At 57.3% G+C, this 26,692-nt stretch carries 18 protein-coding genes, 1 other RNA gene and 4 pseudogenes; 10 read left to right on the top strand and 13 right to left on the bottom strand.

Features of this window, described 5'->3' with window-relative positions; translation table 11 throughout:
- Positions 1-2: 2 nt before the first annotated feature.
- Positions 3-773, top strand: a complete 771-nt coding sequence (locus CAter10_RS15135; RefSeq protein WP_061534056.1) for an ABC transporter ATP-binding protein — start codon at positions 3-5, stop codon at positions 771-773.
- A pseudogene (locus CAter10_RS15130) lies at positions 773-1,494 on the top strand (ABC transporter ATP-binding protein). The gene CAter10_RS15135 and the pseudogene CAter10_RS15130 overlap by 1 nt, the downstream one beginning before the upstream one ends.
- A 217-nt stretch (positions 1,495-1,711) precedes the next feature.
- On the opposite strand, the gene CAter10_RS22050 reads toward CAter10_RS15130, so the two are convergent.
- A complete protein-coding gene (locus tag CAter10_RS22050; RefSeq protein ID WP_231878994.1) occupies positions 1,712-2,746 on the bottom strand; it encodes a transglycosylase SLT domain-containing protein in 1,035 nt (344 codons plus the stop codon).
- Positions 2,747-3,240: 494 nt separating this feature from the next.
- Between CAter10_RS22050 and ubiD the strand changes: the two genes are divergently transcribed.
- Positions 3,241-4,725 carry a 4-hydroxy-3-polyprenylbenzoate decarboxylase gene (ubiD, locus tag CAter10_RS15120; RefSeq protein WP_061534055.1) on the top strand — a complete coding sequence of 495 codons (1,485 nt, stop codon included), beginning with the start codon at positions 3,241-3,243 and terminating at the stop codon, positions 4,723-4,725.
- Between the two features lie 110 nt (positions 4,726-4,835).
- Positions 4,836-4,934, top strand: an RNA gene (gene ffs / locus CAter10_RS15115) — signal recognition particle sRNA small type.
- A gap of 110 nt (positions 4,935-5,044) precedes the next feature.
- Here ffs and CAter10_RS15110 read toward each other — a convergent pair.
- From CAter10_RS15110 to CAter10_RS15085, 6 genes and pseudogenes are all read right to left on the bottom strand, one after another.
- On the bottom strand, positions 5,045-6,451 hold the full coding sequence (locus CAter10_RS15110) for a heavy metal sensor histidine kinase (protein ID WP_061534054.1): 1,407 nt from the start codon (positions 6,449-6,451) through the stop codon (positions 5,045-5,047).
- On the bottom strand, positions 6,448-7,134 hold the full coding sequence (locus CAter10_RS15105; RefSeq protein WP_061534053.1) for a heavy metal response regulator transcription factor: 687 nt from the start codon (positions 7,132-7,134) through the stop codon (positions 6,448-6,450). Before CAter10_RS15105 ends, CAter10_RS15110 begins: the two co-directional genes overlap by 4 nt.
- Before the next feature lie 83 nt (positions 7,135-7,217).
- Positions 7,218-10,418, bottom strand: a pseudogene (locus tag CAter10_RS15100) (efflux RND transporter permease subunit).
- Positions 10,415-11,623, bottom strand: coding sequence for an efflux RND transporter periplasmic adaptor subunit (locus tag CAter10_RS15095; RefSeq protein WP_061534052.1), 1,209 nt, complete (start codon positions 11,621-11,623; stop codon positions 10,415-10,417). The pseudogene CAter10_RS15100 and the gene CAter10_RS15095 overlap by 4 nt, the downstream one beginning before the upstream one ends.
- Positions 11,624-11,640: 17 nt before the next feature.
- A pseudogene (locus tag CAter10_RS15090) lies at positions 11,641-13,124 on the bottom strand (efflux transporter outer membrane subunit).
- 187 nt (positions 13,125-13,311) lie between these two features.
- Positions 13,312-14,739 (bottom strand): MFS transporter, encoded by a 1,428-nt coding sequence (locus CAter10_RS15085; RefSeq protein ID WP_061534051.1) that lies wholly within the window; start codon positions 14,737-14,739, stop codon positions 13,312-13,314.
- A gap of 283 nt (positions 14,740-15,022) precedes the next feature.
- On the opposite strand from CAter10_RS15085, the gene CAter10_RS15080 reads away from it, so the two are divergent.
- From CAter10_RS15080 to ftsB, 4 genes are all read left to right on the top strand, one after another.
- The gene (locus CAter10_RS15080; protein ID WP_061534050.1) at positions 15,023-16,672 is read left to right on the top strand and encodes a CTP synthase; all 1,650 of its coding nucleotides are present in this window, start codon (positions 15,023-15,025) and stop codon (positions 16,670-16,672) included.
- 9 nt (positions 16,673-16,681) lie between these two features.
- Complete coding sequence (kdsA, locus tag CAter10_RS15075) at positions 16,682-17,536, top strand: 3-deoxy-8-phosphooctulonate synthase (RefSeq protein WP_061534049.1); 855 nt, start codon at positions 16,682-16,684, stop codon at positions 17,534-17,536.
- 121 nt (positions 17,537-17,657) lie between these two features.
- A complete protein-coding gene (gene eno / locus CAter10_RS15070) occupies positions 17,658-18,941 on the top strand; it encodes a phosphopyruvate hydratase (RefSeq protein ID WP_061534048.1) in 1,284 nt (427 codons plus the stop codon).
- Between the two features lie 123 nt (positions 18,942-19,064).
- The gene (gene ftsB, locus CAter10_RS15065) at positions 19,065-19,445 is read left to right on the top strand and encodes a cell division protein FtsB (protein WP_061534047.1); all 381 of its coding nucleotides are present in this window, start codon (positions 19,065-19,067) and stop codon (positions 19,443-19,445) included.
- 95 nt (positions 19,446-19,540) lie between these two features.
- On the opposite strand, the gene hslO is transcribed toward ftsB, so the two are convergent.
- Positions 19,541-20,503: an Hsp33 family molecular chaperone HslO gene (hslO, locus tag CAter10_RS15060; RefSeq protein ID WP_082797938.1), complete on the bottom strand. Its 963-nt coding sequence runs from the start codon at positions 20,501-20,503 to the stop codon at positions 19,541-19,543.
- Positions 20,504-20,523: 20 nt separating this feature from the next.
- Positions 20,524-21,051: a gamma carbonic anhydrase family protein gene (locus CAter10_RS15055; RefSeq protein WP_061534046.1), complete on the bottom strand. Its 528-nt coding sequence runs from the start codon at positions 21,049-21,051 to the stop codon at positions 20,524-20,526.
- Here CAter10_RS15055 and CAter10_RS22045 point away from each other — a divergent pair.
- A pseudogene (locus CAter10_RS22045) lies at positions 21,044-21,928 on the top strand (ferritin-like domain-containing protein); the annotation flags it as partial. The gene CAter10_RS15055 and the pseudogene CAter10_RS22045 sit on opposite strands and share 8 nt — an antisense overlap.
- Before the next feature lie 132 nt (positions 21,929-22,060).
- Here CAter10_RS22045 and CAter10_RS15040 read toward each other — a convergent pair.
- The 4 genes from CAter10_RS15040 to CAter10_RS15025 are packed head-to-tail and all read right to left on the bottom strand — an operon-like array spanning position 22,061 to position 24,322.
- Positions 22,061-22,582 (bottom strand): RDD family protein, encoded by a 522-nt coding sequence (locus CAter10_RS15040; RefSeq protein ID WP_061534043.1) that lies wholly within the window; start codon positions 22,580-22,582, stop codon positions 22,061-22,063.
- Positions 22,583-22,623: 41 nt separating this feature from the next.
- Positions 22,624-23,352 carry a DUF3106 domain-containing protein gene (locus CAter10_RS15035; RefSeq protein ID WP_061534042.1) on the bottom strand — a complete coding sequence of 243 codons (729 nt, stop codon included), beginning with the start codon at positions 23,350-23,352 and terminating at the stop codon, positions 22,624-22,626.
- Complete coding sequence (locus tag CAter10_RS15030) at positions 23,349-23,756, bottom strand: DUF3619 family protein (RefSeq protein ID WP_061534041.1); 408 nt, start codon at positions 23,754-23,756, stop codon at positions 23,349-23,351. The genes CAter10_RS15035 and CAter10_RS15030 overlap by 4 nt, the downstream gene beginning before the upstream one ends.
- Entirely contained in the window at positions 23,753-24,322 is a 570-nt protein-coding gene (locus tag CAter10_RS15025; protein WP_061534040.1) for an RNA polymerase sigma factor, read from the bottom strand. The genes CAter10_RS15030 and CAter10_RS15025 overlap by 4 nt, the downstream gene beginning before the upstream one ends.
- Positions 24,323-24,964: 642 nt before the next feature.
- On the opposite strand from CAter10_RS15025, the gene CAter10_RS15020 reads away from it, so the two are divergent.
- On the top strand, positions 24,965-26,692 hold the full coding sequence (locus CAter10_RS15020) for an acetolactate synthase 3 catalytic subunit (protein ID WP_061534039.1): 1,728 nt from the start codon (positions 24,965-24,967) through the stop codon (positions 26,690-26,692).

Here is a 26,692-nt window from a genome sequence, read left to right as displayed (position 1 = left end):
ACATGAGCGCACCTACAATTCTGAGCATCTCCGGCGTCAATAAGCGATTTGGCGGCTTGCAGGCCCTGTCGGAAGTCAACATCCAGATCCTGAAAGGGCAGATCTACGGCCTGATCGGGCCGAACGGGGCTGGCAAGACGACTTTTTTCAACGTAATCACGGGTCTGTATCAGGCCGATACTGGCACTTTCGAACTGGCCGGTAAACCGTATTCGCCCTCGGCGCCGCATGAAGTGGCGAAAGCGGGAATCGCTCGCACATTCCAGAACATCCGCCTGTTCGGCGAGATGACCGTACTGGAAAACGTCATGGTCGGTTGCCACGTGCGTACCCGTCAGGGCGTGTTCGGCGCGGTGTTCCGCCATAAGGCGGCGCGCGCGGAAGAGGCAGCGATTCGCAGGCGTTCCCAGGAGCTGCTGGATTTCGTCGGCATTGGCCGTTTTGGCGATCGCACTGCGCGCCATCTGTCATACGGTGATCAGCGGCGCCTGGAAATCGCCCGTGCACTGGCGACCGAGCCGCAGTTGCTGGCGTTGGACGAACCTGCGGCTGGCATGAACGCAACCGAAAAACTGGCCCTGCGCGAGCTGTTGGTCAAAATCAAGAATGAAGGAAAAACCATTTTGCTGATCGAACACGATGTCAAGCTGATGATGGGCTTGTGCGATCGCCTGACCGTACTTGATTATGGCAAGCCGATTGCGGAAGGGCTGCCTGCCGAAATCCAGAAGAATCCGGCTGTGATTGAAGCCTATCTGGGAGGTGGTCACTGATGGCAACCAATATCCTGAAAATCAGCAACCTGAAAGTCGCTTACGGCGGCATTCAGGCGGTCAAGGGCGTTAGCCTGGAAGTCAATGACGGCGAGTTGGTCACGTTGATCGGCGCCAACGGCGCCGGCAAGACCACCACGCTGAAAGCTATCACCGGTACTTTGCCGCAATGCAAAGTCGAAGGCGAGATGCACTATATGGGGGAGCACACCAAGGGGCACACCTCGTTCAGCCTGGTCAAGCAAAAGCTGGCCATGGTGCCGGAAGGCGCGGCGTGTTTACGCGCATGAGCATCATGGAAAACCTGCTGATGGGCGCCTACACACGCAATGACAAGGCCGGCATCGCGGCGGATGTCGACAAGTGGTTTGGTGTGTTTCCACGCCTGAAGGAACGGGCCGCTCAAATGGCCGGCACCCTGTCCGGTGGCGAACAGCAGATGTTGGCCATGGCCAGGGCCTTGATGAGCCATCCAAAGCTGCTGTTGCTGGATGAGCCGTCGATGGGCTTGTCGCCGATCATGGTGGAAAAGATCTTCGAGGTAATCCGTAGTGTATCGGCCCAGGGCATCACGATCCTGCTGGTCGAGCAGAACGCCAAGCTGGCATTGGAAGCTGCGCACCGTGCCTACGTGATGGATTCCGGCCTGTTGACGATGAGCGGTAACGCCAAGGACATGCTGAATGATCCGAAGGTCAAGGCAGCTTACTTGGGCGAGTAGCCAGCAGCTGGTATTGTCTGAGCGTTGTAACAGAACAGGAGCCTTGTGCTCCTGTTGTTACGTCAGGACGAGCTTTCTTGGGTGGCTACCCGACGCGTCTTCTTTGCGGCAGAACATTTGTTGATGCCTTGTACTATCGCGGAAACCGCTGGTTCGTAAGGCAGATGAAAAAAAAGAGCCGGCATACCGGCTCTTTTTTCTTTTACTGTCATTCAATTCAGGTCATTGGTTGCGCGTTGAATTGCTTGTTGCTTGATTGCTGGACCGAATGGTCAATGGCATCAGGTACGCTCAGTGCCGCCTCGGGCGGCGTCGCACTGGCGTCAACCGGGGCTACAGCTTGAATCGGACGCGGCTTGGGCGTAGCGATTGGCGCCGAAGAGCCGGATGAAGGCACGTTCTTGCCGGTAGCGACGTCCTGCAGGCGGCGATATTCAGCCAATACCTTGTAGCCGTAGCCGCCATCATTGGCAAACGCAGCTGCGCCGACGTAACGTTTCAGACCAGCTTCAACCGAGCCGCCTTGAACTACATAATCCCTCAGGATCATCGAACCAACCTTGATATTGGCGGTTGGATTCAGTGCTGCCTTGATGCCACCCAGGCTCTCGAATTTGTCTTCATGCACTTTCGACATGACTTGCATCAGGCCTTGTGCGCCGACCGGGCTTTCGGCAAATGGATTCAGGCCGGACTCGATCGCCATCACCGCCAAGATCAGCAGCGGATCCAGTTTGGTTTCACGCGCTGTTTTGTAGGCGGTCGTCACAAACATGTTGGTGGCGTCGCCAGCCACGCGATAGCGCTTGGATAACCAATTAGTCACCCATTGCTGCTGGCGCGAACTGTCGACCGGCTTGATCGATTTGTTGACCAGACTGTCCATATGCACCAAATGATTGGTGCTGGCCACAACTGGGGCCGGTACGGTCAGGCTTGTCGTGCTCTTGACATCGGTACTTGGCTGACTTGCAATTTGCGGCGCTGCTTGCGGAGCAATTTTCTGTTGCGACTGGTCGGCAAACAAAGGCAGGCTTTGAATCGTGTAGGCCAGTTCCGGCTTGATCATCAGGGTGGTTGCAGCGATAACGGCCAGCAAGCCACTAAACAGTACTGTGATGCGTGTGGTGGCGATGACGCCGCCGATGGTGTCGCGGGCATAAGTTACGCCTTTGGCGACGGGACTGCTGAAACTCTTGATACGGTCGAGCACAGCCAAGCTTGATAGTGCTCTGGTAGATCTTGCTAACAATTGAACCTCCTGAATCGTCGCGGCGCATGCAGGCTCCAGGAAAAAAGCGGGAGCGAAAATACTAAGCTGCGTGCACCGTAATCAATATCGTCCGGCACCGCATGCCTGTTGCATGTGCGTGATGCCAAACGTCGTTGTTGTTTGCGCTTATATGGCTGCTACCGGCTGCTGTATATAGCGCCGTGCCAGAGGCAAACAACTTGTTCGGGGGAGAAGGCTGACGCCTTTTGAAAACACTCCTTAAAATGTCATGTGGGACCCCGATCCCGTGAGTATTGAGAGTCGACTTAAAATGCGCTTTGTGGGCGATGCGACTTCATCAAGCTGGGCGCATTGTAGGGGGCTGTTTATATCAAGTCAATACTATAGAAGCAAAATTCAATAACTTTTGTGTCTAATGATTCTGGTCTATCCGGGCTGTAAGCCAATAAAATCAAGCACTTCGCCCAAAAGCTTCAAATTTTGATTTCACATTCAGAAACAATGTAAAACCTATGAAATATTCAGATTTACGTGATTTTATTATCAAATTGGAACGAATTGGCGAGCTAAAACGCATTTCGACACCGATTTCACCCTATTTGGAGATGACGGAGGTCTGTGATCGCACTTTGCGGGCGGGCGGCCCGGCGCTCCTTTTTGAAAATCCTGTTGGCCATTCAATGCCTGTCTTGGGGAATTTATTTGGGACGCCGCGTCGCGTTGCGCTTGGCATGGGCGCCGACGACGTCAGCGAATTGCGCCGCATCGGCCATGTGCTGGCGATGCTGAAAGAACCGGAACCACCAAAAGGATTTAAAGACATTCTTGGTCTTGGCACGTTGGTGAAATCATTGTGGGACATGGCGCCGAAGGAGCATCGCTCGGCGCCTTGTCAAGACATCGTATGGGAGGGCAATGACGTCGACCTGGCTAAACTGCCGATCCAGCACTGCTGGCCGGGAGATGTCGCACCGTTGATTACCTGGGGTTTGGTAATTACTAAGGGACCGCACAAGAAGCGCCAAAATCTTGGCATTTATCGGCAGCAGGTATTGGGGCGTAATAAGGTGATCATGCGCTGGCTGGCGCATCGCGGCGGCGCGCTGGATTTCCGCGAACACGCGCTGGCGACCGGCGGCAAGCCTTATCCGGTGGCGGTGGCGCTGGGTGCCGATCCCGCTACTATATTAGGTGCGGTGACGCCGGTGCCGGACAGCTTGTCGGAATATCAGTTCGCAGGCCTGCTGCGTGGTAGCCGCACCGAGCTGGTCAAGGCTATCGGCAGTGAACTGCGGGTGCCGGCTTCGGCCGAGATTGTCTTGGAAGGGCATATCAATCCCGATCCGTCGCATCCGTCCGGCTATGAGATGGCACTCGAAGGACCATACGGCGATCACACCGGCTATTACAATGAGCAGGACTGGTTTCCGGTGTTCACCATCGACCGCATCACGATGCGGGAGTCGCCCATCTATCACTCTACGTATACAGGTAAACCGCCGGATGAACCGGCTGTGCTCGGCGTGGCGCTGAACGAGGTGTTCATCCCATTGTTGCAAAAGCAGTTTTCCGAAATCACCGATTTTTACCTGCCGCCGGAAGGCTGCAGCTATCGCATGGCGGTGGTGCAGATGAAGAAGGCATACGCCGGGCATGCCAAGCGGGTGATGTTCGGAGTCTGGAGCTTTCTGCGTCAGTTCATGTATACCAAGTTCATCGTCGTGGTCGATGAGGATGTCAACATTCGCGACTGGAATGAAGTGATCTGGGCGATCACCACGCGCGTCGATCCGATCCGCGACACCACCTTGGTGGACAACACGCCGATCGATTATCTTGATTTTGCTTCGCCGGTCAGCGGCCTGGGGAGCAAGATGGGCATCGATGCGACCAACAAGTGGCCGGGTGAAACCAGCCGTGAATGGGGACGTACCATCAGCATGTCTGACGATGTCAAGGCGCGGGTCGATCAGATCTGGCAAGAGTTGGGCTTATAGCTGTCTGAGCGTGCTCCTGGCGCTGCCGGGAGCTGGAATTCTGGGGAAAATGGCGGCGCACATGCAAAAAAGCGCTGCCAGTTATGACGCGATGCGGTACAATTCACCCCGGCGGGCCCCTGCGCATTGTGGCATGGTCAACCTGGTCAGGTCGGGAACGAAGCAGCCACAGCCATTTCCTGCAAGTGCCGCAGACAAGGCTCGCCTCTTTCCTTGGTGTCGATATTCTTCGTACGCCGAAATCCCATCATTTTGAAGTCCTGCCGACGTGCTGTTAATGCTCAGCAATGGTTGTCGGCAATATATTTTCTGCTGTCTGTCAGTTTATTTGTTGAAGCGTATCGTCGCCGGCAGGGATGCTGAAACCTATTGTCGTCAGTCCTGCGACGCTATTCGCAAACACGCTACCACCGTGCATCTTGGCAATCGCCTTGACGATCGCCAAGCCAAGTCCGTGGCCATGCAACTGGCTTGGGTCACGGTCATTGCGGGCTGCGTCGACGCGATAAAAACGATCGAATAGCCGTGGCAGATGCGTGCCTGCAATCGGCTGGCCGGGATTTGATACGGCAATCTGGATTGCCGCCGGCTGCTGCGTGATGCGCACGACGATGCCGGCGCCGGGCTTGGAATGCTGGATTGCGTTGTGCAACAGGTTGCTCATTGCGCGCCGGAACAGCGAGGTTTCAATCGACGCTTCCGCACCGATGTCGCCGTCGACATTGACCGTCATTTTAGACTCGTCCAGTACAAACTCAAAGAATTCCACGGTCTTGTTGATCTCTTGCGCAATCGACGCGTGCACCAGGCTGGTGGCGGCTTCGCCCTGGTCGGCCCGGGCCAGGAACAGCATGTCGTTGATGATTGAGCGCAGTCGTTCCAATTCTTCCAGGTTCGATTGCAGGACTTCTTCGAAGTGCGGGGCAGTGCGCTGGCGTGACAGTGCTACCTGGGTCTCGCCGATCAGGTTGGCTAGCGGCGTGCGCAATTCATGGGCGACGTCGGCATTAAAGGCCTCCAACTGGTTGTATGCACCTTCCATGCGTTCCAGCGCGCCGTTGAAGGCAATCGTCAGGTCCGAGAGCTCATCCGGCAATGGCGAAATCTTCAGGCGTTGTGACAAGTTGCGCGGACCGAGCGCCTGCGCTTCACTGGACAGTTGCTTGAGCGGCCGCAAGCCTACCTGGGCGATCCAGTAGCCCAGCAGCATCACTAGCAGCACGCCGACCAGCGACAGGCCGACCAACGCCAGCAGGAAAGCGTGCATGGTATGCATGTATGGCGCGGCGTCGACGGCAACAATCAAGCGCACCGCTGGCCTATCCATAAATGGGGGAATGGTGCCGGTCATCGCATGCAGTGGATATTCGCGGCCGCGCAGCTGCATGGTGCTCATGCCGTTCGGATTGCGGTCCAGTTGGTCGATTTCGGCCAGTCCCTTGCCGTACTGGAAGCGTGGATCATCACCCAGCACCCAGTAGCGGATGCTGCCGTCGGCGGGACTCAGGGTATCCAGCTTGGCCTGTACGCGCGGCCAGCGGCTGGGGTCGCCGTTGTGGCCGATCATGTATTGGGTGTCCTGGAAGCGGGTATTCAGCTCGTCTTGCTGATGGCGTGCCAGCTCTCGTCGCAGCACCCCATACAGCGCACTGCCGATCAGGGAAAAGATCAGTAGTGCCGCCAGCGCAAACATGGCGACCAGGCGTACCGTGATCGACCGTTTCATTCGTGCGTCTCCAGGCTACGCGGTTCCAGCACATAGCCCATACCGCGGATCGTATGCAGCAGCTTGGGGCTGAACGGTGTGTCGATTTTGGCGCGCAAGCGTTTGATGGCAACTTCAACGACGTTGGTATTACTGTCGAAATTCATGTCCCACACCAGTTCGGCGATCGCTGTTTTCGACAGGATTTCGCCTTGCCGTCGGGCCAGCACCGCCAATAGTGAAAATTCCTTGGCGGTCAGGTCGATGCGGACATTGGCGCGATAGGCCTTACGGCTGATCAGGTCGATCTGCAGATCGGCGATGCGCAACTGAGCCGGCTCCATCGCACGGCCACGCCGCGTCAGCGCCTGCAAGCGTGCCAGCAATTCGAGGAAAGAAAACGGTTTGACCAGGTAATCGTCGGCGCCGCCTTGCAAGCCCTTGATCCGATCTTCGACGCGGTCGCGCGCGGTCAGCATGATGACCGGGGTTTGCTTGATTGCGCGCAGTCCGTGCAAGACCGAAAAACCATCCATGCCGGGTAGCATGACGTCGAGCACAATGACATCGTAATCGTGCTGCAACGCCAGGTGTTGGCCATCTATCCCGTCATGCGCGACATCGACCACGCAACCTTGCTCGGTCAAGCCTTTGCAAAGGTAGTCTGCCGTCTTCAATTCATCTTCGACGATCAGGATTTTCATGTATTGCCTGTCTCCTGAGCTAATGTGCCGTCCTGCATGCTAGCGATACGCAGGCATGCAGGACGGCGCAATGACCAATTTTATTATTCCGAATCTACCATGAGCGATGGGTTTTCAGTCGTTTTTGCTGTCGCGGTGGCGGTTCCTGTTTTACGCGCCGCCTTGCGTGCCTGACGCGCTTCCTTACGGCGCATATACCAATAGTGGGCGCGGTCCAGATAGAGATACACAACCGGCGTGGTGAACAAGGTCAACGCCTGTGACAGGACCAGGCCGCCTACCATCGCATAACCCAGTGGACGGCGCAGCTCGGAACCGGCGCCGTGGCCCAACATCAGCGGCAGGCCGCTCAACAGTGCGCACATGGTGGTCATCATGATCGGGCGGAAGCGCAGCAGGCATGCCTGGTAAATCGCTTCTTCCGGTTTCATGCCATGCTCTCGTTCCGCCGTCAGCGCAAAGTCGATCATCATGATGCCGTTTTTCTTGACGATGCCGATCAGCAGGATGATGCCGATCAGGGCGATCACGGTCAGGTCATAACCGCCGGCCATCAGGATCAGCAGCGCACCGACGCCGGCCGACGGCAAGGTCGACAAGATAGTCAGCGGATGGATATAGCTTTCATACAGCAGGCCCAGCACAATGTAGACGGCAACCAGGGCGGCAGCAATCAGGTACGGCTGCGACGACAGAGAGTCGCCAAAGGCCTTGGCGGTGCCCTGGAAAGCGCCAGTCAAGGTTGGCGGGATCCCCATCTCTTGTTGTGCTTTCTGGATGGCGTCGACCGCTTGGCCAAGCGCGACATTCGGTGCCAGGTTGAACGAAATGGTCACCGCCGGAAATTGCCCTGATGGCTGATCGACAAATACGACGTCTGGCTGGTGTCGATACTGACGAAAGTCGATAGCGGCACTTGTTGCCCGGTGACGGGAGATGTTACGTACAGCTTTTGAAACAAGTCCGGATCTTGCTGCAGCTTCGGTGTGACTTCCAGGATCACGTGGTAGCTGTTGATCTGCGTGAAATACTGGGTCACCTGGCGCTGGCCGATCGCATCGTAAATCGTCGCATCGATCAGTGCCGGCGTAATGCCAAAGCTGGAGGCGCGTGCGCGGTCGATGGTCAGGTTGGCGGATGCCGCGGCGTTCTGCTGATCGGACGCGACGTCGGTCAATTGCGGCAGTTGGCGGAAACGATTGACCAGTTTCGGCGCCCACACGTTCAGTTCATTCAGGTTGGAGTCGGTCAGGGTGTACTGGTATTGGGTGCGTGATAGACGACCACCGACGTTGATATCCTGGCCCGCCTGCAGGAACAGGTTAACTCCTTGCACCTTGGCCAATTGCGGCCGCAGGCGGGTGATGACTTCGTCGGCGCTGGCGGTGCGTCCTTCATCCTTCGGCTTCAGGCTGATATAGAAATTGCCGGTGTTGAAGGTGTTCTGGCCGCCGCTCATGCCGAAGCCGGTGACATCCGGATCCTTGCGGACGATATCTGCCAGTTGCAGCATGCGTTTGTTCATCGAAGCGAACGAGGAATCCTGCGCTGATTCGGCAAAGCCGAAAACGAAGCCGGTATCCTGCTGCGGGAAGAAGCCCTTCGGAATCACCATGAACAGGATGACGGTGGCTGCCATGGTGGCGAAGAACACCATCAAGGTGATGAACTGATGGCGCAGCACGACATGCAGGCCACGCTTGTAGGCATTCAGCATTGCATCGAAGCCACGTTCAAACAACTGATACATGCGGCCATGTGATTCGGCCGAATGTGGTTTCAGGAAGCGTGAGCAGAGCATCGGCGTCAGCGTCAACGAAATCACGACCGACACGGCAATCGTCAGCGTGACAGTAATGGCAAATTCACGGAACAGGCGGCCAACGATGCCACCCATCAGCAGCAGCGGAATAAACACGGCGACCAGCGAGACCGAAATCGAGATGATCGTAAAGCCGATTTCACCGGCGCCCTTGTAAGCCGCTTCCATCGGCGACATGCCTTCTTCGACATAGCGATAGATATTTTCCAGCATGACGATCGCATCGTCGACCACGAAGCCGACCGCGATAGTCAGTGCCATCAGCGACAGGTTGTCCAGGCTGAATCCCAGCAGGTACATGACGCCGGCGGTGCCGAGGATTGCCAGCGGCACGGTGACGCTGGAATCAGGGTGGCTGGGATATTACGCAAGAACAGGAAAATCACCAGGACCACCAAAGCAATGGTCAGTACCAGCGTGAATTCGACATCAGCCACTGAAGCGCGGATGGTCTGGGTGCGGTCGATCAGGGTGTTGATATGTACGGTAGGCGGAATGGCTGCCTGCAGTCGCGGCAAGGCGGCCTTGATGCGATCCACGGTTTCGATCACATTGGCGCCAGGCTGCTTGGTGATGGCCAGCACGATCGAGCGGCCGTTGATGATCGTGTTGTCGGCCGGCGCTGCTGCACCAGCAAACGCCCAGCCGGCGACCTTGACGTTCTCCGGCGCATCGACTGCAACACCGATGTCGCGTACGCGGATCGGGCGCCGTTCTTGTATGCCAGCACCATATCGTTCCATGGTTCAGCGCTCAGCAGTTGATCATTTGTGTAGACAGTGAAACTTTGCTTTTGGCCGTCGATGGTTCCCTTTGGCTGGTTGACCGTGGTATTTGCGATGACGCCACGGATATCTTCAAGGCTCATGCCCACCGCGGTCAGTTTGGTCGGATCAACCTGGATCCGTACCGCCGGCTTTTGCACGCCACCGATAAAGACCAGGCCAACACCAGGAATCTGCGAAATCTGCTGGGCCAGAATATTATCGGCAAAATCATTTACCTGGATCAGCGGCAAGGCATCCGATTGCACCGACATCACCATGATGGGGGAGTCGGCCGGATTGACCTTGCGGAAGGTCGGCGGGCTTGGCAAATTAGCCGGCAACTGGCCGCTGGCAGCGGTGATCGCAGCCTGGACGTCGAGCGCGGCGGCATCAATGTTGCGATTGAGGTCAAACTGCAGCGTAATTTGCGAAGAGCCGAGCGAACTGCTTGAGGTCATCTGCGACAAACCTGCAATCAGTGAAAATTGTCGTTCCAGCGGTTGCGCAACGCTCGACGCCATGGTTTCCGGGCTACCGCCAGGCAAGTTGGCGGAAACCTGGATGGTGGGGAAATCCACTTGCGGCAACGGTGCTACTGGTAGCAAGGGCCACACCGCAGCGCCCACCAGGAAAATCGCGATGGCGAGCAGCGTGGTGCCGATAGGGCGTTTGATGAATGCGGCGGAAATGCTCACTTGCTTGCCCCCGCAGCTGTTCCTTTGGCGGCTGCGCTGGAAGAGTTGCCGGTACCGATCGCCGCCGCATCCTCCACGACTTTAATGCCAGGTTTTAATTTGTATTGGCCGTCGACCACGACTCTTTGTCCCGGATTCAAACCCTTATCGATGACGGCGATGCCGTCCTGGATATTGGCCACTTGGATCGGTTGGATCTGTACCGTGCTGTCGGTGTTGACAACGTAAGCATAGGTGCCGTCCTGGCTGCGCTGCACCACTGCAGCCGGCACTGTCAGCGCCTGCTTGCGGTCGCCCAGGACCAGCCTGACATTGACGTATTGGCCCGGCCACAGCACGTGCGATGGATTCTGGAATATCCCCTTCAGTTGCACCGTGCCGGAAGTAGTGTCGATCTGGTTGTTCAGCAGAGTCAGATTACCCTGGGACAGCATGGTGCTGCTGTTGCGCGCATAGGCGTGCACGCTGAGTGGCTTCTGGCTGCTGTGCAAGGCGGTGTTGATGCTCTGGAAGCTTTCTTCCGGCAGCGTGAACACCACGGCGATCGGATCGATCTGATTGATCACCACCAGGCCGTTGGTGTCGGCGGCATGGACGATATTGCCCGGGTCGACCAGGCGCGCGCCAACGCGGCCGCTGATCGGCGCCAGGATGCTGGTGAAGCTGAGCTGCACCTTGGCGTAATTGATCTGGGCCTCATCGGATTGCACCGCAGCTTGCAACTGGGTGACTTGCGCCCGTTGCGCATCCAGCGTTTGCTGGGTCGCAGCATCTTGCTGCACCAGCGTGGTATAGCGTTGCAGGTCGAGCTTGGCGTTGGCTAGTTGCGCAGCGTCTTTTGCCTTTTGCGCGATGGCCTGCTGCAGTTGTGCCTGCAAGGTACGCGGATCGAGTTGCGCCAGCAGTTGCCCGGCTTTGACATCCTGCCCTTCGACAAAGCCGACCTTGTCGAGCTGGCCGTCGATGCGTGCTTTGACCGTGACGCTGGCATTCGAGGTGACAGTGCCAACGCCCGACAGATACATCGGAACATCTTCCTGTTTGACTGTCGTCGTGCTTACCGAGACGGCATTGGCAACGGTGCTCGGCGGTGCCGCAGCGCCGGCCTTGTGATTGGTCAGGGCCCAGCCGGCGGCGCCGATCAGGACCAGTATCGCGGCGGTGATCAGCAGCGTCGAACGTGGTTTGGAGAGTGTGGTGGTCATGTTATCGGCTCGCAGAATTAATTGGCAGTACTGTTGTTTTTTGCTTGTGCGACGTCGGCAGTGTTCAACTGGGAGGCGTCCCAGCCGCCGCCGACAGCCTTGATCAGCGCAACGCTGGCAATCAGCTGGCGACCTAGCAATTGCACAAGGGTGCGTTCATTGCTCAATGAAAGCGTTTGTGCGGTGACCACGGCCAGGTAGGTCGCGGTGCCGGCGCGGTATTGGCTTAGCGCCAGCTGTTCCGCCAGTTGCGAAGCCTTCACTGCTTGACTCTGGGCCACCGTTTCACGGTCGAGGACGTTCAGGGTAGCCAGGTTGTCTTCCACTTCCTGGAAGCCGCCAAGCACGGTTTGCTTGTACTGCGCGACAGCGGCGTCGTAGACAGCAACCGCTTGCGCGGTGTGTGCGCGCCGCAGCCCGCCATCGAATATTGTTTCGGCCAATGCTGCGCCGAGCGACCAGACCCGGCTTGGCGTATCAAACCACTGTGCCAGGCTACTGGCGTTGAAGCCGCCGCTGGCGCTCAATGTCAGCGCCGGGAAATATGCCGCCTTGGCAACGCCGATATTGGCGTTGGCAACGGCGACATTACGTTCAGCGGTGGAGATATCGGGCGGCGTTCAAGTAGATCGGATGGCAGGCCGGAAGGGATCGGCGGCAAGTTGGCTTGCATTTTTGCTAGCATCTGCGAATCGGCAGGCAGTGCGGTCAGCGTGAATTGCGAAGGAGCCTTGCCGGTCAGGATGGCGATGGCATGTTCCAGTTGGCTGCGTTGCGCTTGCAGGTCGATGGCTTGCGCCTCCGCAGTTTTCAACTGGCTTTCCGCCAGCGCTACATCCGAACGCAGGGCGACGCCGACTGCGTATTGGCTCTGCGTCAGCTTCAGCGAGCGGGCATAGGCGGTAGTGGTGCGCGCATACAGGTCGATCAGCAGGTCGGTGATGCGCAACTGCAGATAATCTTGCGTCAGCGTCGCTTGGATGCTGAGGCGGGCCGCTGCCAAGCTGGCGATGCTGGCTTGGGTGCTGGCATCGCCAGCCTCCACTGCACGCCGCACGCTGCCCCAGACATCCGGTTCCCAGCTGCCCTGGACGCCGGCCGAGTAGTTGTTGCCGAGCCGGATGCCATTGCTGGTGCTTAGCGAGCGGCCGACTCCTGCATCGATGCCGGCCGTCGGCCAGAAGCCGGAGCGTGCAGCATCGGCTGCTGCGCGTGCCTCGCGATATTGGGCTTCCGCCTGGGCAATATTCTGATTGGCCTGGTTGGCTTGCTGCACCAGCGCGTCCAGCGTGCTGTCGCCATACACTTGCCACCAGTTGTGGTTGCTGTCGATTTGCTTCGGTTCCGCCTGCTTCCACGGGCCGTTCTCTTTGTAGCTGGCGGGAACGTCCATTGAAGGGCGTACATAGTCGGGGCCGACGGCACACCCGGCCAGTGCTAGCGCAATCGCGGCAACCACAACGGTTGTCGAAAGATGTCTTGGAGGAGAGGAGAAATTCATGAGTCTGGTTGGGCTGACGTTCGGAACATCGTATGGAAATGTCCGAACAGCACAGGTGAGAATAAACATTCGCACCGCGCGCAGTTTCGGACACTATTTGAGAACACTCTAAATCTTGCAGCGGTACCTGACGCTGTCGCTAATATGACAATTCTGTCAGTTTCGTTTGCCGTATTGCGAAGGAGGCTTATGCGGTCAGCTCAGGCGCGCGTCCATGCCGGATACGCAGCGCGCTGATGATAGTGGCAAGCAAAGTTGCACTGGAGGCAAGCCAAAGCGATAAATGCACTGCGCTGGCGTCAAGTTGGGCGGTATTGGCGCTGGCTTGGGCAACGCTGGTGGCCGCGAGCACCACCGCAACTAGCGCCGCGCCTACGGATTGGCCGAAAGTGCGGGCAATCGCCAGCACGCCGGAGGCGGTGCCACTGCGTGAGCGTGGTGCGTTGCTCAGCATTTCGCGATTATTCGGGCTTTGGAAGAAGCCGAAGCCAAGGCCGCAGATGAAGGCGCGCCACAGGATATCCGCTACGGAAGCGTGTTCGCCGAGACAGGCCAGCAGTATCAGGCCAAGCGTCAGTACCAGCAGGCCGCAGGTCGATAGCAATGCCGCCGGATAACGGTCTGCCAGGCGGCCGGCAATCGGCGCGGTGAGGGCAATCGCCACCGGCCAAGGCGTGAACAGGGCGGCTGACAGCAATGGACTGAAGCCGTAGGCGCCCTGGAACAGGAATGGCAGCGCGATAAAGGCGATTCCCTGGCCGACGAATGAGCAGAGTGAGGTTGCGACCGCCATCGAAAAGCGTTGTGATGCAAAAATATCAAGAGGTAGTAGCGGCGCAGAATATTTTCGTTGTCGAATAATAAATAAAACAGTCGAGATCAGAGCGACGCCGCCCAGCAGTAACTCCTGGGTCCAGCTATCGTGGCGTGACAGACCGTCTACCGCCATGACGAAGCTGCCCAGGGCGATCGCCGACAGCAGGGCACCGGTAGCATCGAATTTGCCGCCGCGACCAGGGTTGCGCGGCAGCACGCGTCGCGCCAGCAGCAGGGTTACGATGCCGATCGGCACGTTGACGGCGAACAGCCATGGCCAGCTGAGCACCGACAACATCAGGCCGCCGATTGCTGGCCCGGCGGCGGTGGATGAGGCCACCACCAGCGCGTTGATGCCGAGCGCCGTGCCCAGCAGGCGGGTCGGGAAAATATAGCGGTACAGCGCCGGCCCGATGCTCATGGCGGCGGCGCCGCCAAGGCCTTGCAAAAATCGCATGCCGTTGAGGACCGGCAGCGATGGCGACAATGCGCAGCCCAGTGACGCCAGCGTAAATACCAGGATGCCACACATATATAGCCGCCGAAATCCAAACACTTCGCCGATCGAAGCGAAGGCTACCATGGTCATGGCGCCGGCAAGAATATAGGCATTGGCGATCCAGACCGCTGCGGCGGGGTCGACACTCAGGCTGCGCGCGATCATGGGCAGCGCAACATTGACGATGGAGCCGTCCAGCACGGTCATGCTGGTGCCAAGGATCATGACAATAATCGCTACCCGCCGGACTGCTCCGGGCAGGCCGTCATCGCCCTCGAGGTCACCGAACAGCCGGCTCATGAAGCCAGGCACCAGGTTGTGAAGTACTGCGGCTTTGGCGCAACACGTGATCGGAGCAGTGGCGAGATAGGCACGTTCAGGAGGATGATAGGGAAAGCGTTGATGGGCCGGGGCGGAAGCCGGGAATTATTACATGAAGCGCAATTTTCCGCAGGCGGATGGACCGGCGGCTGCGACGGCAATCCAACAATCGATACTATTTTTCGGATTACTGGAGGCAGTCGGAGCGGCTGTTTGATGTATAATTCGAATTTCCCGCATGTGCCGTTCGGCACCTTCTGTAATGACTAAGTTTGTATTTGTTACCGGCGGCGTTGTCTCATCCCTTGGTAAAGGGATTGCAGCAGCCTCTCTCGCAGCGATCTTGGAATCGCGCGGCCTTAAAGTCACCCTTCTTAAACTCGATCCGTACATCAACGTCGATCCAGGCACCATGAGCCCGTTCCAGCACGGCGAAGTGTTTGTGACCGATGATGGCGCAGAGACCGATCTCGATCTCGGTCACTATGAGCGCTTCATTACGGCGAAGATGAAGAAGGTCAATAATTTCACCACCGGCCAGATTTACGAATCGGTTATCCGCAAGGAACGCCGCGGCGAGTATCTGGGCAAGACGGTGCAGGTTATTCCGCACATCACCAACGAAATCCAGGATTACATCTACCGCGGCGCCGAAGGTTTCGACGTTGCGCTGGTGGAAATCGGCGGCACCGTCGGCGATATCGAGTCCCTGCCTTTCCTCGAAGCCGCACGTCAGTTGAGCTTGCGCGCAGGCCGCAAAGCGGCCGCCTTTGTTCATCTGACATTGGTGCCGTATCTGGTCTCCGCCGGTGAACTGAAAACCAAGCCGACCCAGCACAGTGTGCAAAAATTGCGCGAAATCGGTATTTCGCCGGATGCGTTGCTGTGCCGTGCCGACCGTCCGATTCCCGACGACGAACGCGCCAAGATTTCCCTGTTCTCGAACGTCCAGGGCGACGCCGTGATCTCGGTATGGGATGCCGACACCATCTACAAGATTCCACAAATGCTGCACGATCAGGGCCTTGACGCGATTGTTTGCGAAAAGCTCGGCCTGTCGCCGAAGCCGGCCGACCTGTCGGTCTGGACCAAGCTGGTGCATGCGCTGGAAAATCCGACCTACGAAGTCACTATTGGCATGGTCGGTAAATATGTCGACCTGACCGAATCGTACAAGTCGTTGACGGAAGCCTTGCGTCACGCCGGCATCCATACCGGCAGCCGGGTCAACATCGAATACCTGGATTCGGAAGAAATTGAAGCCAACGGCACCGGCGCTCTGGCCAAGTACGATGCAATCCTGGTGCCAGGCGGCTTCGGCAAGCGTGGTGTCGAAGGCAAGATTGCCGCGGCGCGTTTCGCTCGCGAAAACAAGATTCCTTACCTCGGCATTTGCCTCGGCATGCAAGTCGCGCTGCTCGAATATGCACGCAACAAGGCTGGCTTGTCGCACGCCAACTCGACGGAATTCGATGCGCAAACCGACCAGCCGGTGGTGGCTCTGATCACCGAATGGCAGAATCACGACGGCAAGGTGGAACTGCGTGACGTCAATTCCGATCTGGGCGGCACCATGCGCTTGGGCGCGCAGACCTGCGACGTCAAGCCAAATACCCTGGCCGCGGAAATCTACGGTCCGACCGTAACCGAACGTCATCGTCATCGCTACGAAGCCAACAACCATTACCTGGACCGCATCGAAGCTGCCGGCTTGGTGGTGTCGGCCCGTACGCCGACTGAAGATCTGTGTGAAATCATGGAATTGCCACGTACCGGCGACAACGCTCATCCTTGGTATGTCGGCGTCCAGTATCACCCGGAATTCAAGTCGACTCCGCGTGATGGCCATCCGTTGTTTATTTCGTTCATCAAGGCTGCGTTGGCGCACAAGCAAGCCAACACCGCAGCATAAGGAATTGACATGAAACTTTGTGGCTTTGACATCGGCCTGGATCAGCCGTTTTTCCTGATCGCCGGCCCTTGCGTGATCGAGTCGCGCCAGATGGCCCTCGATACCGCCGGACAATTGAAAGAGATTACCAGCGCGCTGGGCATCAACTTCATTTACAAATCGTCGTTCGACAAGGCAAACCGCTCGTCCGGATCGTCGTTCCGCGGCCTTGGCATGGAAAAAGGGCTGGAGATCCTGGCTGAAGTCAAGGCGCAAATCGGCGTGCCGGTGCTGACTGATATCCACGAAATCGATGAGATCAAGCCGGTGGCGGCTGTGGTAGATGTCTTGCAGACACCGGCTTTCCTGTGCCGCCAGACTGATTTCATCAACGCTTGCGCACAATCCGGCAAGCCGGTGAATATCAAGAAAGGCCAGTTCCTGGCCCCGCACGACATGATCAATGTGATCGCCAAAGCCCGCGCCGCAGCGCGCGAAGCCGGCCTGCCGGAAGATAACTTCATGGCGTGTGAGCGTGGTGCTTCGTTCGGTTATAACAACCTGGTGTCCGACATGCGCTCGCTGGCGATCATGCGTGAAACCGGTTGCCCGGTTGTGTTTGATGCCACTCACTCGGTGCAGTTGCCGGGCGGCCAGGGCAGCACTTCCGGCGGCCAGCGCGAGTTCGTGCCGGTGCTGGCGCGTGCTGCGATAGCAGTGGGCGTTTCCGGCGTATTCATGGAAACCCACCCGAATCCGGCGGAAGCTAAATCAGATGGCCCGAATGCGGTGCCGCTGGGCCGTATGAAAGAATTGTTGTCGACCATGATAGACCTGGACCGGGTCGTCAAAAAGAATGGCTTTATCGAAAGCAATTTCGGTTGATTGCTTGCGGGGATGATAAGGGACTATATAGCAGCCGCTATACAAGTAAGTGGTGAAGCTTGAACCTTGTCCCCGCAAATGGTTTTAATATCGCGAATATTTTTATTTGATAGGGAAATACATGAGTGCAATCGTTGACATCATTGGCCGCGAAATTATTGATTCGCGCGGTAATCCGACTGTAGAGTGCGACGTTCTGCTGGAATCCGGCGTCATGGGCCGCGCAGCGGTACCGTCTGGCGCCTCCACCGGTTCGCGCGAAGCGATCGAACTGCGCGACGGCGACAAGAGTCGTTACGGCGGCAAGGGCGTCCTGAAAGCCTGTGAGCATATCAATACTGAAATTTCCGAAGCCATCATGGGCCTAGACGCCAGCGAACAAGCGTTCCTGGATCGCACCCTGATCGATCTCGACGGCACTGAAAACAAGGGTCGCCTTGGCGCTAACGCCATGCTGGCGGTATCGATGGCGGTGGCCAAGGCTGCCGCTGAAGAAGCCGGCCTGCCGCTATACCGCTATTTCGGCGGCAGCGGCGCGATGCAGATGCCGGTGCCGATGATGAACGTCATCAACGGTGGCGAACATGCCGACAACAACCTGGACATCCAGGAATTCATGATCATTCCGGTCGGCGCACCGAGCTTCCGCGAAGCGCTGCGTTACGGCGCAGAAGTGTTCCACGCGCTGAAGAAAATCCTGCACGACAAGGGCTTGTCGACTTCCGTTGGTGACGAAGGTGGCTTTGCGCCGAACCTGTCCAGCCACGAAGAAGCGCTGAAGCTGATTATTCAGGCAATTGAAGCCGCCGGCTACGAGCCAGGTACGCAAATTGCGCTCGGCCTGGATTGCGCCGCAAGTGAATTCTACAAAGACGGCAGTTATGTTCTGGCCGGCGAAAACATGACCTTGACCGGTGCGCAATTCACCGGCCTGCTGGCATCGTGGTGCGACAAATACCCGATCATCAGCATCGAAGACGGCATGGCGGAAAACGACTGGGACGGCTGGAAGCTGCTGACTGAAACCCTCGGCAAGAAGATCCAGCTGGTGGGCGACGACCTGTTCGTCACCAACACCAAGATCCTGAAAGAAGGCATCGACAAGGACATCGCCAATTCGATCCTGATCAAGATCAACCAGATCGGTACCCTGACCGAAACCTTCGCCGCGATCGAAATGGCCAAGCGCGCCGGCTACACCGCAGTGATCTCGCATCGTTCGGGCGAGACTGAGGATTCGACCATTGCAGATATCGCAGTTGGCATGAACGCCTTGCAGATCAAGACCGGCTCGATGTCGCGTTCGGATCGCATGGCCAAGTACAATCAGTTGCTGCGTATTGAAGAAGACCTGGGCGATATCGCCAGCTATCCTGGTCGTGGCGCGTTTTATAATCTTAAGTAATTATAGTGATTGCGGGACAGAGTTGATAAGACGCCGCCGTGCGTTGAGTTACACGATCTGTGCGACTCTGTCCCCAACTGACCAGGCGAGAAGTTTGAGCCAACTAAGGACTGTTTATTTTCCATGCGCCTGATTGCCATCTTCCTGACTGCTCTGCTGATACTGGTCCAGTACCCACTGTGGCTAGGCAAGGGCGGTTGGTTGCGCGTCTGGGATATGGATCAGCAGGTGCATGCCGCGCACGACAAGATCGACGAATTAAAAGCCCGTAATGCCAAGCTGGATTCGGAAGTGCATGATTTAAAAGAGGGTACTGGTGCGGTCGAAGAGCGGGCCCGCAGTGAACTCGGGATGATCAAGCAAGACGAGATTTTTGTGCAGATCCTCGATCCGAACGGCAATCCGGCTGATGCGCCGGCGCCGCCTAATGCCGAATTGACTGCGGTAGAAAAGACCGTGGCGGTGGCTGTACCGGATGAGCGGGCTAAAAAACCGCGGCCTTGAACCGAAACGATTGACTCCTAATTTCCGCAGGTAGCTTGCTTGGGCTGCCTGTCATTCGGGTGCTGCACGATCCATCGTGCAGCACCCGTTTTATTTTAGTGCTTGCTGCTGCCGGTCGGCAGCAATGTCTCGACCGGTGCTTCGGTGGCGAACAGGTGGGCGCAGTCTACTTTGTCGAATTCATAGTGGTGGCCGCAGAAGTCGCAATCCACCGCCAGTTTGCCCAAATCCGCGAGGGCTTCTTCGATTTCAGGCTCGCCCAGCATTTTCAGCATGTTGCCTACTTTTTCGCGCGAACAGTTGCACTGGAAACTAGGTAACTGCGGCTCGAACACGCGGATATTTTCTTCCCAGAACAAGCGCCGCATCAGGGTCTGGATATCGGTTGTCAGCATCTCTTTCGGCTGCAGGGTGCCGCCCAGCGCCATGAAGCGGTTCCATGTTTCCAGGTCGTCGTTGACTGGTGCATCAATGCCGCCGTGGTTTGGCAATTTCTGCAGTAGCAGGCCACGCGCCACCTTGTCGTCTGCAGCCAGCCACAGTTTGGTATCGAGTTGCTCCGAGCGCAGCATGTAGTTTTCGATGACGGTGGCGATGCTGTCGCCGTCTAGCGGGACGATGCCCTGGTAAGGTTTTTGGCCAGGCATCTTGTCTTGTGGGTCGAGCGTAATAACGAAGCGTCCCTGGCCGTTCAGGTTGACCAGTTGCGACATGCTCGCATCGTCGTCGATCACGGCATCCGGCGCCAGCTTAGCGGTGGCGCGCATGTGCAGCTGCGAATCGCACTCGGCGACCAGCAGGCGCACTGGGCCGTCGCCGTGAATCTGCATGACGATGACACCATTGAATTTGAGGTTGGCGGACATCAAGGCCGCGGCTGCCATCATCTCGCCCAGCAGCGTCGTTACTGGTTGCGGATAATGATGGTGGGTCAGGACCTGCTGCCAGGTGGTCGACAGCTCTACCAGTTCGCCGCGCACCGAAGCATTTTCCACCATGAATTTCTGCAGGGAGTCGCCATGTTGGCTGTCGATATCCGTCATTTTCGTTACGTCCATATTCTTTTCCACTTCTTTATTTATTCGCTGATGATTTTTAAGCTGGTCTTGTATTCCGCACCGCGCTCGACATAGTGCCGGGCATTGCCCGCGAGTCCCGCAATGTCTTGTTCGCTGAGAGTCCGGACCACCTTTGCCGGTGAGCCGATGATGAGCGAGTTGTCCGGGAATTCCTTGCCTTCAGTGACCAGTGCGCCAGCGCCGACGAGGCAGTTCTTGCCGATTTTTGCGCCATTCAGCACGACAGCCTGGATGCCGATCAGGGCGCCGTCGCCGATTGTGCAGCCATGCAACATTGCCTGATGACCAACAGTCACGTTTTTACCCAGCGTCAATGGAAATCCCATATCGGTATGCAGCGTACTGCTTTCCTGCACATTGCTGCCTTGCCCAATGGTAATCAATTCATTGTCGCCGCGAATCGTGACGCCGAACCAGATGCTGGCATCGGCTTCTACCTTGACCTTGCCGATCAGGTTGGCGGTTGGAGCGATGTAGGCAGATGGATCGATGTCGGGGGCGTGTTCACCCAATTGGTAGATGGCCATAAGTTTCCGTAGAATGCTGGTTTCGAGGCGTGTAGGCTGCAGATTATTCAATCCCTGTATCTGCGTCCATTATTGGGTTTTTCAACCTTGCCGTCATTTTACCGCTGTCGCCATGAACAATTTCGCCGATTCTTGCCTTGTCTCTTCAAATCCGGCGCCTTCGCCCGCCACGGAATTGCGTGAGGCGACCCTGCATTGGCTATGTGAAGCCGATGTTGCGGCCAAGGTGGCTGGCGTTGAGGCGCTGGCGCTTGCCTGGCGCGATCGCTGCCTGACGCTGGACAGCGGGCGCGCACTAATTGCCAATTTGGGCATACCTGGGCGCCCAGCCAGGCCGCAACTGGTGCCGCCGCGCGAGGTGAAGCATCGCTCAATGGCTACAGTCGAGGGGCGCGCCGCCATGATTCACGCGCTGGCGCACATTGAATTCAACGCAATCAACCTGGCGCTAGATGCAATCTGGCGCTTTCGTGGGATGCCCGAAGAATACTACGTCGACTGGCTGCGGGTAGCTAAGGAAGAGGCTTATCACTTCAGTTTGCTCGCTAGGCATTTACTGACGCTGGGTTTTGCATACGGTGACTTTTCCGCCCATGACAGCCTGTGGGAATTGACCGAAAAAACCAGCCATGACATTTTGGCCAGGATGGCGCTGGTGCCGCGCATGATGGAGGCACGTGGTCTGGATGCATCGCCACGCACCAGCGCCAAGCTGGCGCAGGCAGGCGACCACGAGGCCGCAGCCATCATAGACATCATCCTGCGCGACGAGATCGGCCACGTGGCAATTGGCAATCGCTGGTACGGTTGGTTGTGCCGGGCGCGCCAGCTGGAGCCGTTGGAGACGTTCGCCACACTGGCCGCGCAGCATCGGGCGCCGGTGCTGCGCGGTCCGTTCAATCTGGTGGCGAGAAGGCGGCCGGGTTTTCCGAACAGGAATTGCAGGCGTTGCTGCAACAGATGTAGTGCGCACATGAAAAGCCCCCTCAGAAGGGTGCTTGGGGGAAGCTTAGTGATACCACTTCCGCTTGCCTACCGGCTTGGCGATTTCCGCCATGTCGACCAGTTTGGTGCCTGCGATGCGGTCGTGCAGGAACTGCCTCTGCGGATCGAGGTATATGGCAAAGGCCCAGAGAATGAAATTTGCTGCCGGGATCAATATCAGCATCCAGGTGTGTGCATCGAGTGCCCAAGCCAGTGCCAATCCGGGTAGGAACCAACACCAGCTCAACAGGAAGCGAACGGTAGCGCGGACCGCGTTGACTGGACTGCCGTCCCGGTTGACCAGTTGGATGCGCCAGGTTTTCATGGCCAGCGTCTGTCCACCGTGGCTCCAGCACCAGACGAAATACAGCGTCAGTACGATGAAGAGCCACACTTGCTGGGCATGCCGCAGATAGAGCGCGTTACGCTGTTGCAGCAGGGTGGAGAAGATCCAGCCGGAAATGAACAAGATGCCGAACAGCAGCATCGACTCATACAAGATGCTGCCGAAGCGACGTTTTAATGAAGGCGTCTGCGGCTCGGTCATTGCCTGGCTGGCGGGGGATGGCGCGGAGCGATCCAAGGTGATTATTTAACTGCCGGAACGATGCTCGGCGCCGGTACAGGTGTTGATGGCGGAACTGTGGCAGCGGTGGCCTGTTCTGCAGGCGCCGATGCCGGGACCTGTGCTGGCGGCGCCAACTGGGCTGGTATCGCCGGTTTGTTTTTGTTGAGTGTCGCCGGCGGCATTGTCGTTACCCGCTTGTGGCGTGGCGTCGCCTGTTCGGCCAACTCCTTCTTTTGCTGTTCCGACAACTGCTGGTACTGCTGCCAGCGTAGCGCCCGCTGTTCCGTATCCAGTTTGTTGGCGCGCGCATAATTTTCACGCGCAATGCCGCGCTGTTCTGGCGTCAGTGTCACCCAGCCGCGCATCCTGGCTTGCAATCTTTCCTGCTCGGCGGGTGTCATGCTGGCGTAGCGGCCGCTGATTTCCAGCCATTTCCTGCGGGTAGTCGGCTTCAGTTTGTCCCAATCGGGAGCAAGCGGCGCCAATATGTGTTGCTGGACCGCGCTCAATTCCTTCCAGGTCGGAGTCGCATTGCTTACCACCTTGGTCATCTTGGGTGGCGTGGCGACGACTGGCGATGCGATGTCGGCGGCGACCGGCCTGCCTGCAGCGTGAGTCGGAATCACCGGGCCCAGCACCGCCAGCGCTGCACCCGTGACGAGCAGGGCAAAGGCCGCGCCGATCAGGCGTTTGGTGCGCCTACTGAGCGCCTGCCGGTCACTTTGATTGGATGGCGAGGTCGACGTCATTGGTCTTGCTGCTGAGCGAGGTAAGCGCTAAAGCCGCGATCCAGATAGGCAGAAGGCGGCAGCTCGTCCGAGAGCACTGCGGCGTCAATGTCGGCGGCAGCGGCAATCCGATGCTGTTGTTCATATTGATACAGCCCGGACAGCAGCACCATGCCGGCCAGGATCGGCGCGGCAACGCCGACACGCATCAGCCAGGATAGCGGATCGCTGAAGAAATTGCCGGCATGCCCTGCCAGCACGCCTTGGCGTGCGAGAACCCGGGTTGGGGCGTCTTTTTTCTTGCGTGCCAAGGCAGCCTTTCGCGCTGCAGCCAGGCGATCGACGGTCGGGGCGGGCAAATTGTCGAGGTTTTCATTGAGTGCATGCCGCACTTTGAAAGCGTAATTGATTTCTTTGCTGTTCATAAACTGATTCCTTTGGCCTTGAGCGACTGAGCCAGAGTGTGCGTTGCGCGAGAGCAGTGCGTTTTAACGCTGCCTTCCGAGCATCCCATTGCGGCCGCGGTCTCGGCAACATCCATGTCCTCCCAATAACGCATAAGGAAGGCTTCTCGTTGACGTGCCGGCAGCTTCTGTATTTCCTGATCGATCATGTTGAGAATTTGCTCACGTTCCAGCTTGTTTGCGCTGGATTCGGTAGCTTGCGAATCCTCTTCCGACTCGAAGGTTTCCAGTACGTCATAGTCCTCATCGCTGGCGTTGTTGCGCCCCATGCTGGAGAACAGGCTGACCCAGGTATTTCGAACTTTTTCTCGGCGGAAATAGTCGTGGATGGTGTTCTGCAGGATGCGCTGGAACAGCATCGGCAGTTCTGCCGCAGGTTTGTCGCCGTATTTTTCTGCCAGCTTGATCATGGCGTCCTGAACTATATCCAGGGCAGATTCGTCCTTGCGGACAGCGTAAGCGGCCTGCTTGAAAGCGCGGCGTTCGACGTTTTCAAGGAAATCGGAAAGTTCTTTATCTGTGGCCATGCTTCGTGGCGGATTGTGTCATGAGCTACCTACTGCTTGTTCAAAGTTCTATAGCTTAAACGTATAAACGATTAAACGTTGGTCGGACCCCGATATTGACCGGCGTCCGTCGCCGTAGGTCGGTGCAAGGAAAGTATAAAGTGCTCAACATGTTTCGTAACCTAAAGTAACGATGATTTACTTTAAATTTCCAGGCTGGCCGAATGCTAGCAAAAAAGGCGTTGTTTGTGGGATGTTTGTGAGCAAATCTGCAGCAAAAGACATGATTTAACACCGATTTCCAGTAAATTGGCTTGACCGAAATGAAACTACAGATTATGGTATCAATCCACTTCAGAACCCTGGAGTGGACCCCAGTCTGTTCGCTGGCAGCCCAAGATGTTGCTCAACGGACAGGCATGCTTCATATTTGTAAGCTGTTTGCTCTAACCCGTGCCACAAGCGCGAGAAATAGGCTACGGCGTAAACAGGAATTTCGGCCGAACGAGTAGCGTTTAGCGCCATTTTGAATCGTATCTACGGCTACGCAACGGAATGACGTGATCGCACAAAGAAGGGACGCCGTCACACTGGTACGCTCCGCCATTTCGTCAGGAAAGAGCATCCGATCAATTTCCAATGGACCTTGAAAGGATCTAGTAAATGAGCAAAGACACAAACTTGCCTGTCACCGGCGCGGAAATTCTCGTGCGCTGTCTGGCGGAAGAGGGAGTCGAACACGTGTTCGGTTATCCCGGTGGCGCTGTGCTGTACATCTACGACGCCATTTTCCAGCAAGAAAAATTCCAGCACATCCTGGTTCGTCATGAGCAAGCTGCGATTCACGCAGCCGATGCCTATTCCCGCAGTTCGCAGAAGGTTGGCGTGGCTATCGTCACGTCCGGTCCTGGCGTCACCAATGCGGTGACCGGCCTGGCCACGGCCTATATGGACTCGATCCCGATGGTGGTGATTTCGGGTCAGGTGCCGTCTTACGCGATTGGCGAGGATGCTTTCCAGGAGTGCGACACAGTCGGCATTACACGCCCGTGCGTCAAGCACAACTTTCTGGTCAAGGATGTCAAGGATTTGGCAGCGACCATGAAGAAGGCGTTCTATATCGCCAGCACCGGCCGTCCCGGTCCTGTGTTGGTCGATATTCCAAAAGACATCACCATGCATCGGCACGTTTTCGAGTATCCGAAGGAAATCGAAATGCGTTCATACAAGCCGGTCGACAAAGGCCACGCAGGCCAGATCCGCAAGGCAGTGCAATTGCTGCTGACTGCGGAACGGCCGATGATTTACGCCGGCGGCGGCGTGATCCTGGCTAATGCGTCGCAAGAGCTGAACAAGCTGGTTGATCGCCTCGGCTATCCGTGCACCACGACCCTGATGGGCCTGGGCGGTTACAAGTCATCCAGCGACAAGTACGTTGGCATGCCTGGCATGCACGGCACTTATGAAGCCAACATGGCGATGCAGAACAGCGACGTCATGATTGCCATCGGCGCGCGTTTCGACGACCGCGTGATCGGCAATCCTAAGCACTTTACTTCCGCCACCCGCAAGATCATTCACATCGATATCGATCCGTCGTCGATTTCCAAGCGCGTGAAGGTAGATATTCCGATTGTCGGCAACGTCAAGGATGTGCTGCAGGAACTGCTGGCACAGCTCGATGCGGCTGAAACCAAGCAGAATGCACCAGCCTTGTCGAATTGGTGGAAACAGATCAACGAATGGCGCGCTCGCGATTGCCTGAAGTTCGCCGATTCGGCCGAAGTGATCAAGCCGCAGTCCGTGATCCAGAAGGTATGGCAGATTACCGACGGCGATGCGTTCATTACTTCTGACGTCGGTCAGCACCAGATGTGGGCCGCGCAGTACTACGGTTTCGACAAGCCACGGCGCTGGATCAATTCCGGTGGCCTGGGCACCATGGGCGTCGGCTTGCCATACGCGATGGGCGTGCAGATGGCGAACCCTGGTTCGACCGTGGCCTGCATCACCGGCGAAGCATCGATCCAGATGTGCATTCAGGAACTGGCTACCTGCAAGCAGTATCACCTGACGCCGAAGATCATCCTGTTGAACAACCGTTTCCTCGGCATGGTTCGCCAATGGCAGCAGATCGATTACGGTTCGCGCTATTCCGAGTCGTACATGGATTCGCTGCCGGACTTTACCAAGCTGGCTGAGTCGTTCGGCCATGTCGGCATGAAGATCGAAAAACCAGGCGACGTCGATGGGGCACTGAAAGAGGCATTTGGCATGAAGGATCGTCTGGTATTCATGAATTTCATTACGGATCAAACCGAAAACGTCTGGCCGATGGTCAAGGCGGGCAAGGGCTTGACTGAAATGTTGCTCGGTTCGGAGGATCTCTAA

Source organism: Collimonas arenae (assembly GCF_001584165.1).
Lineage (GTDB): Bacteria > Pseudomonadota > Gammaproteobacteria > Burkholderiales > Burkholderiaceae_D > Collimonas > Collimonas arenae.
This window is presented reverse-complemented; position numbering and strand designations above follow the sequence as displayed.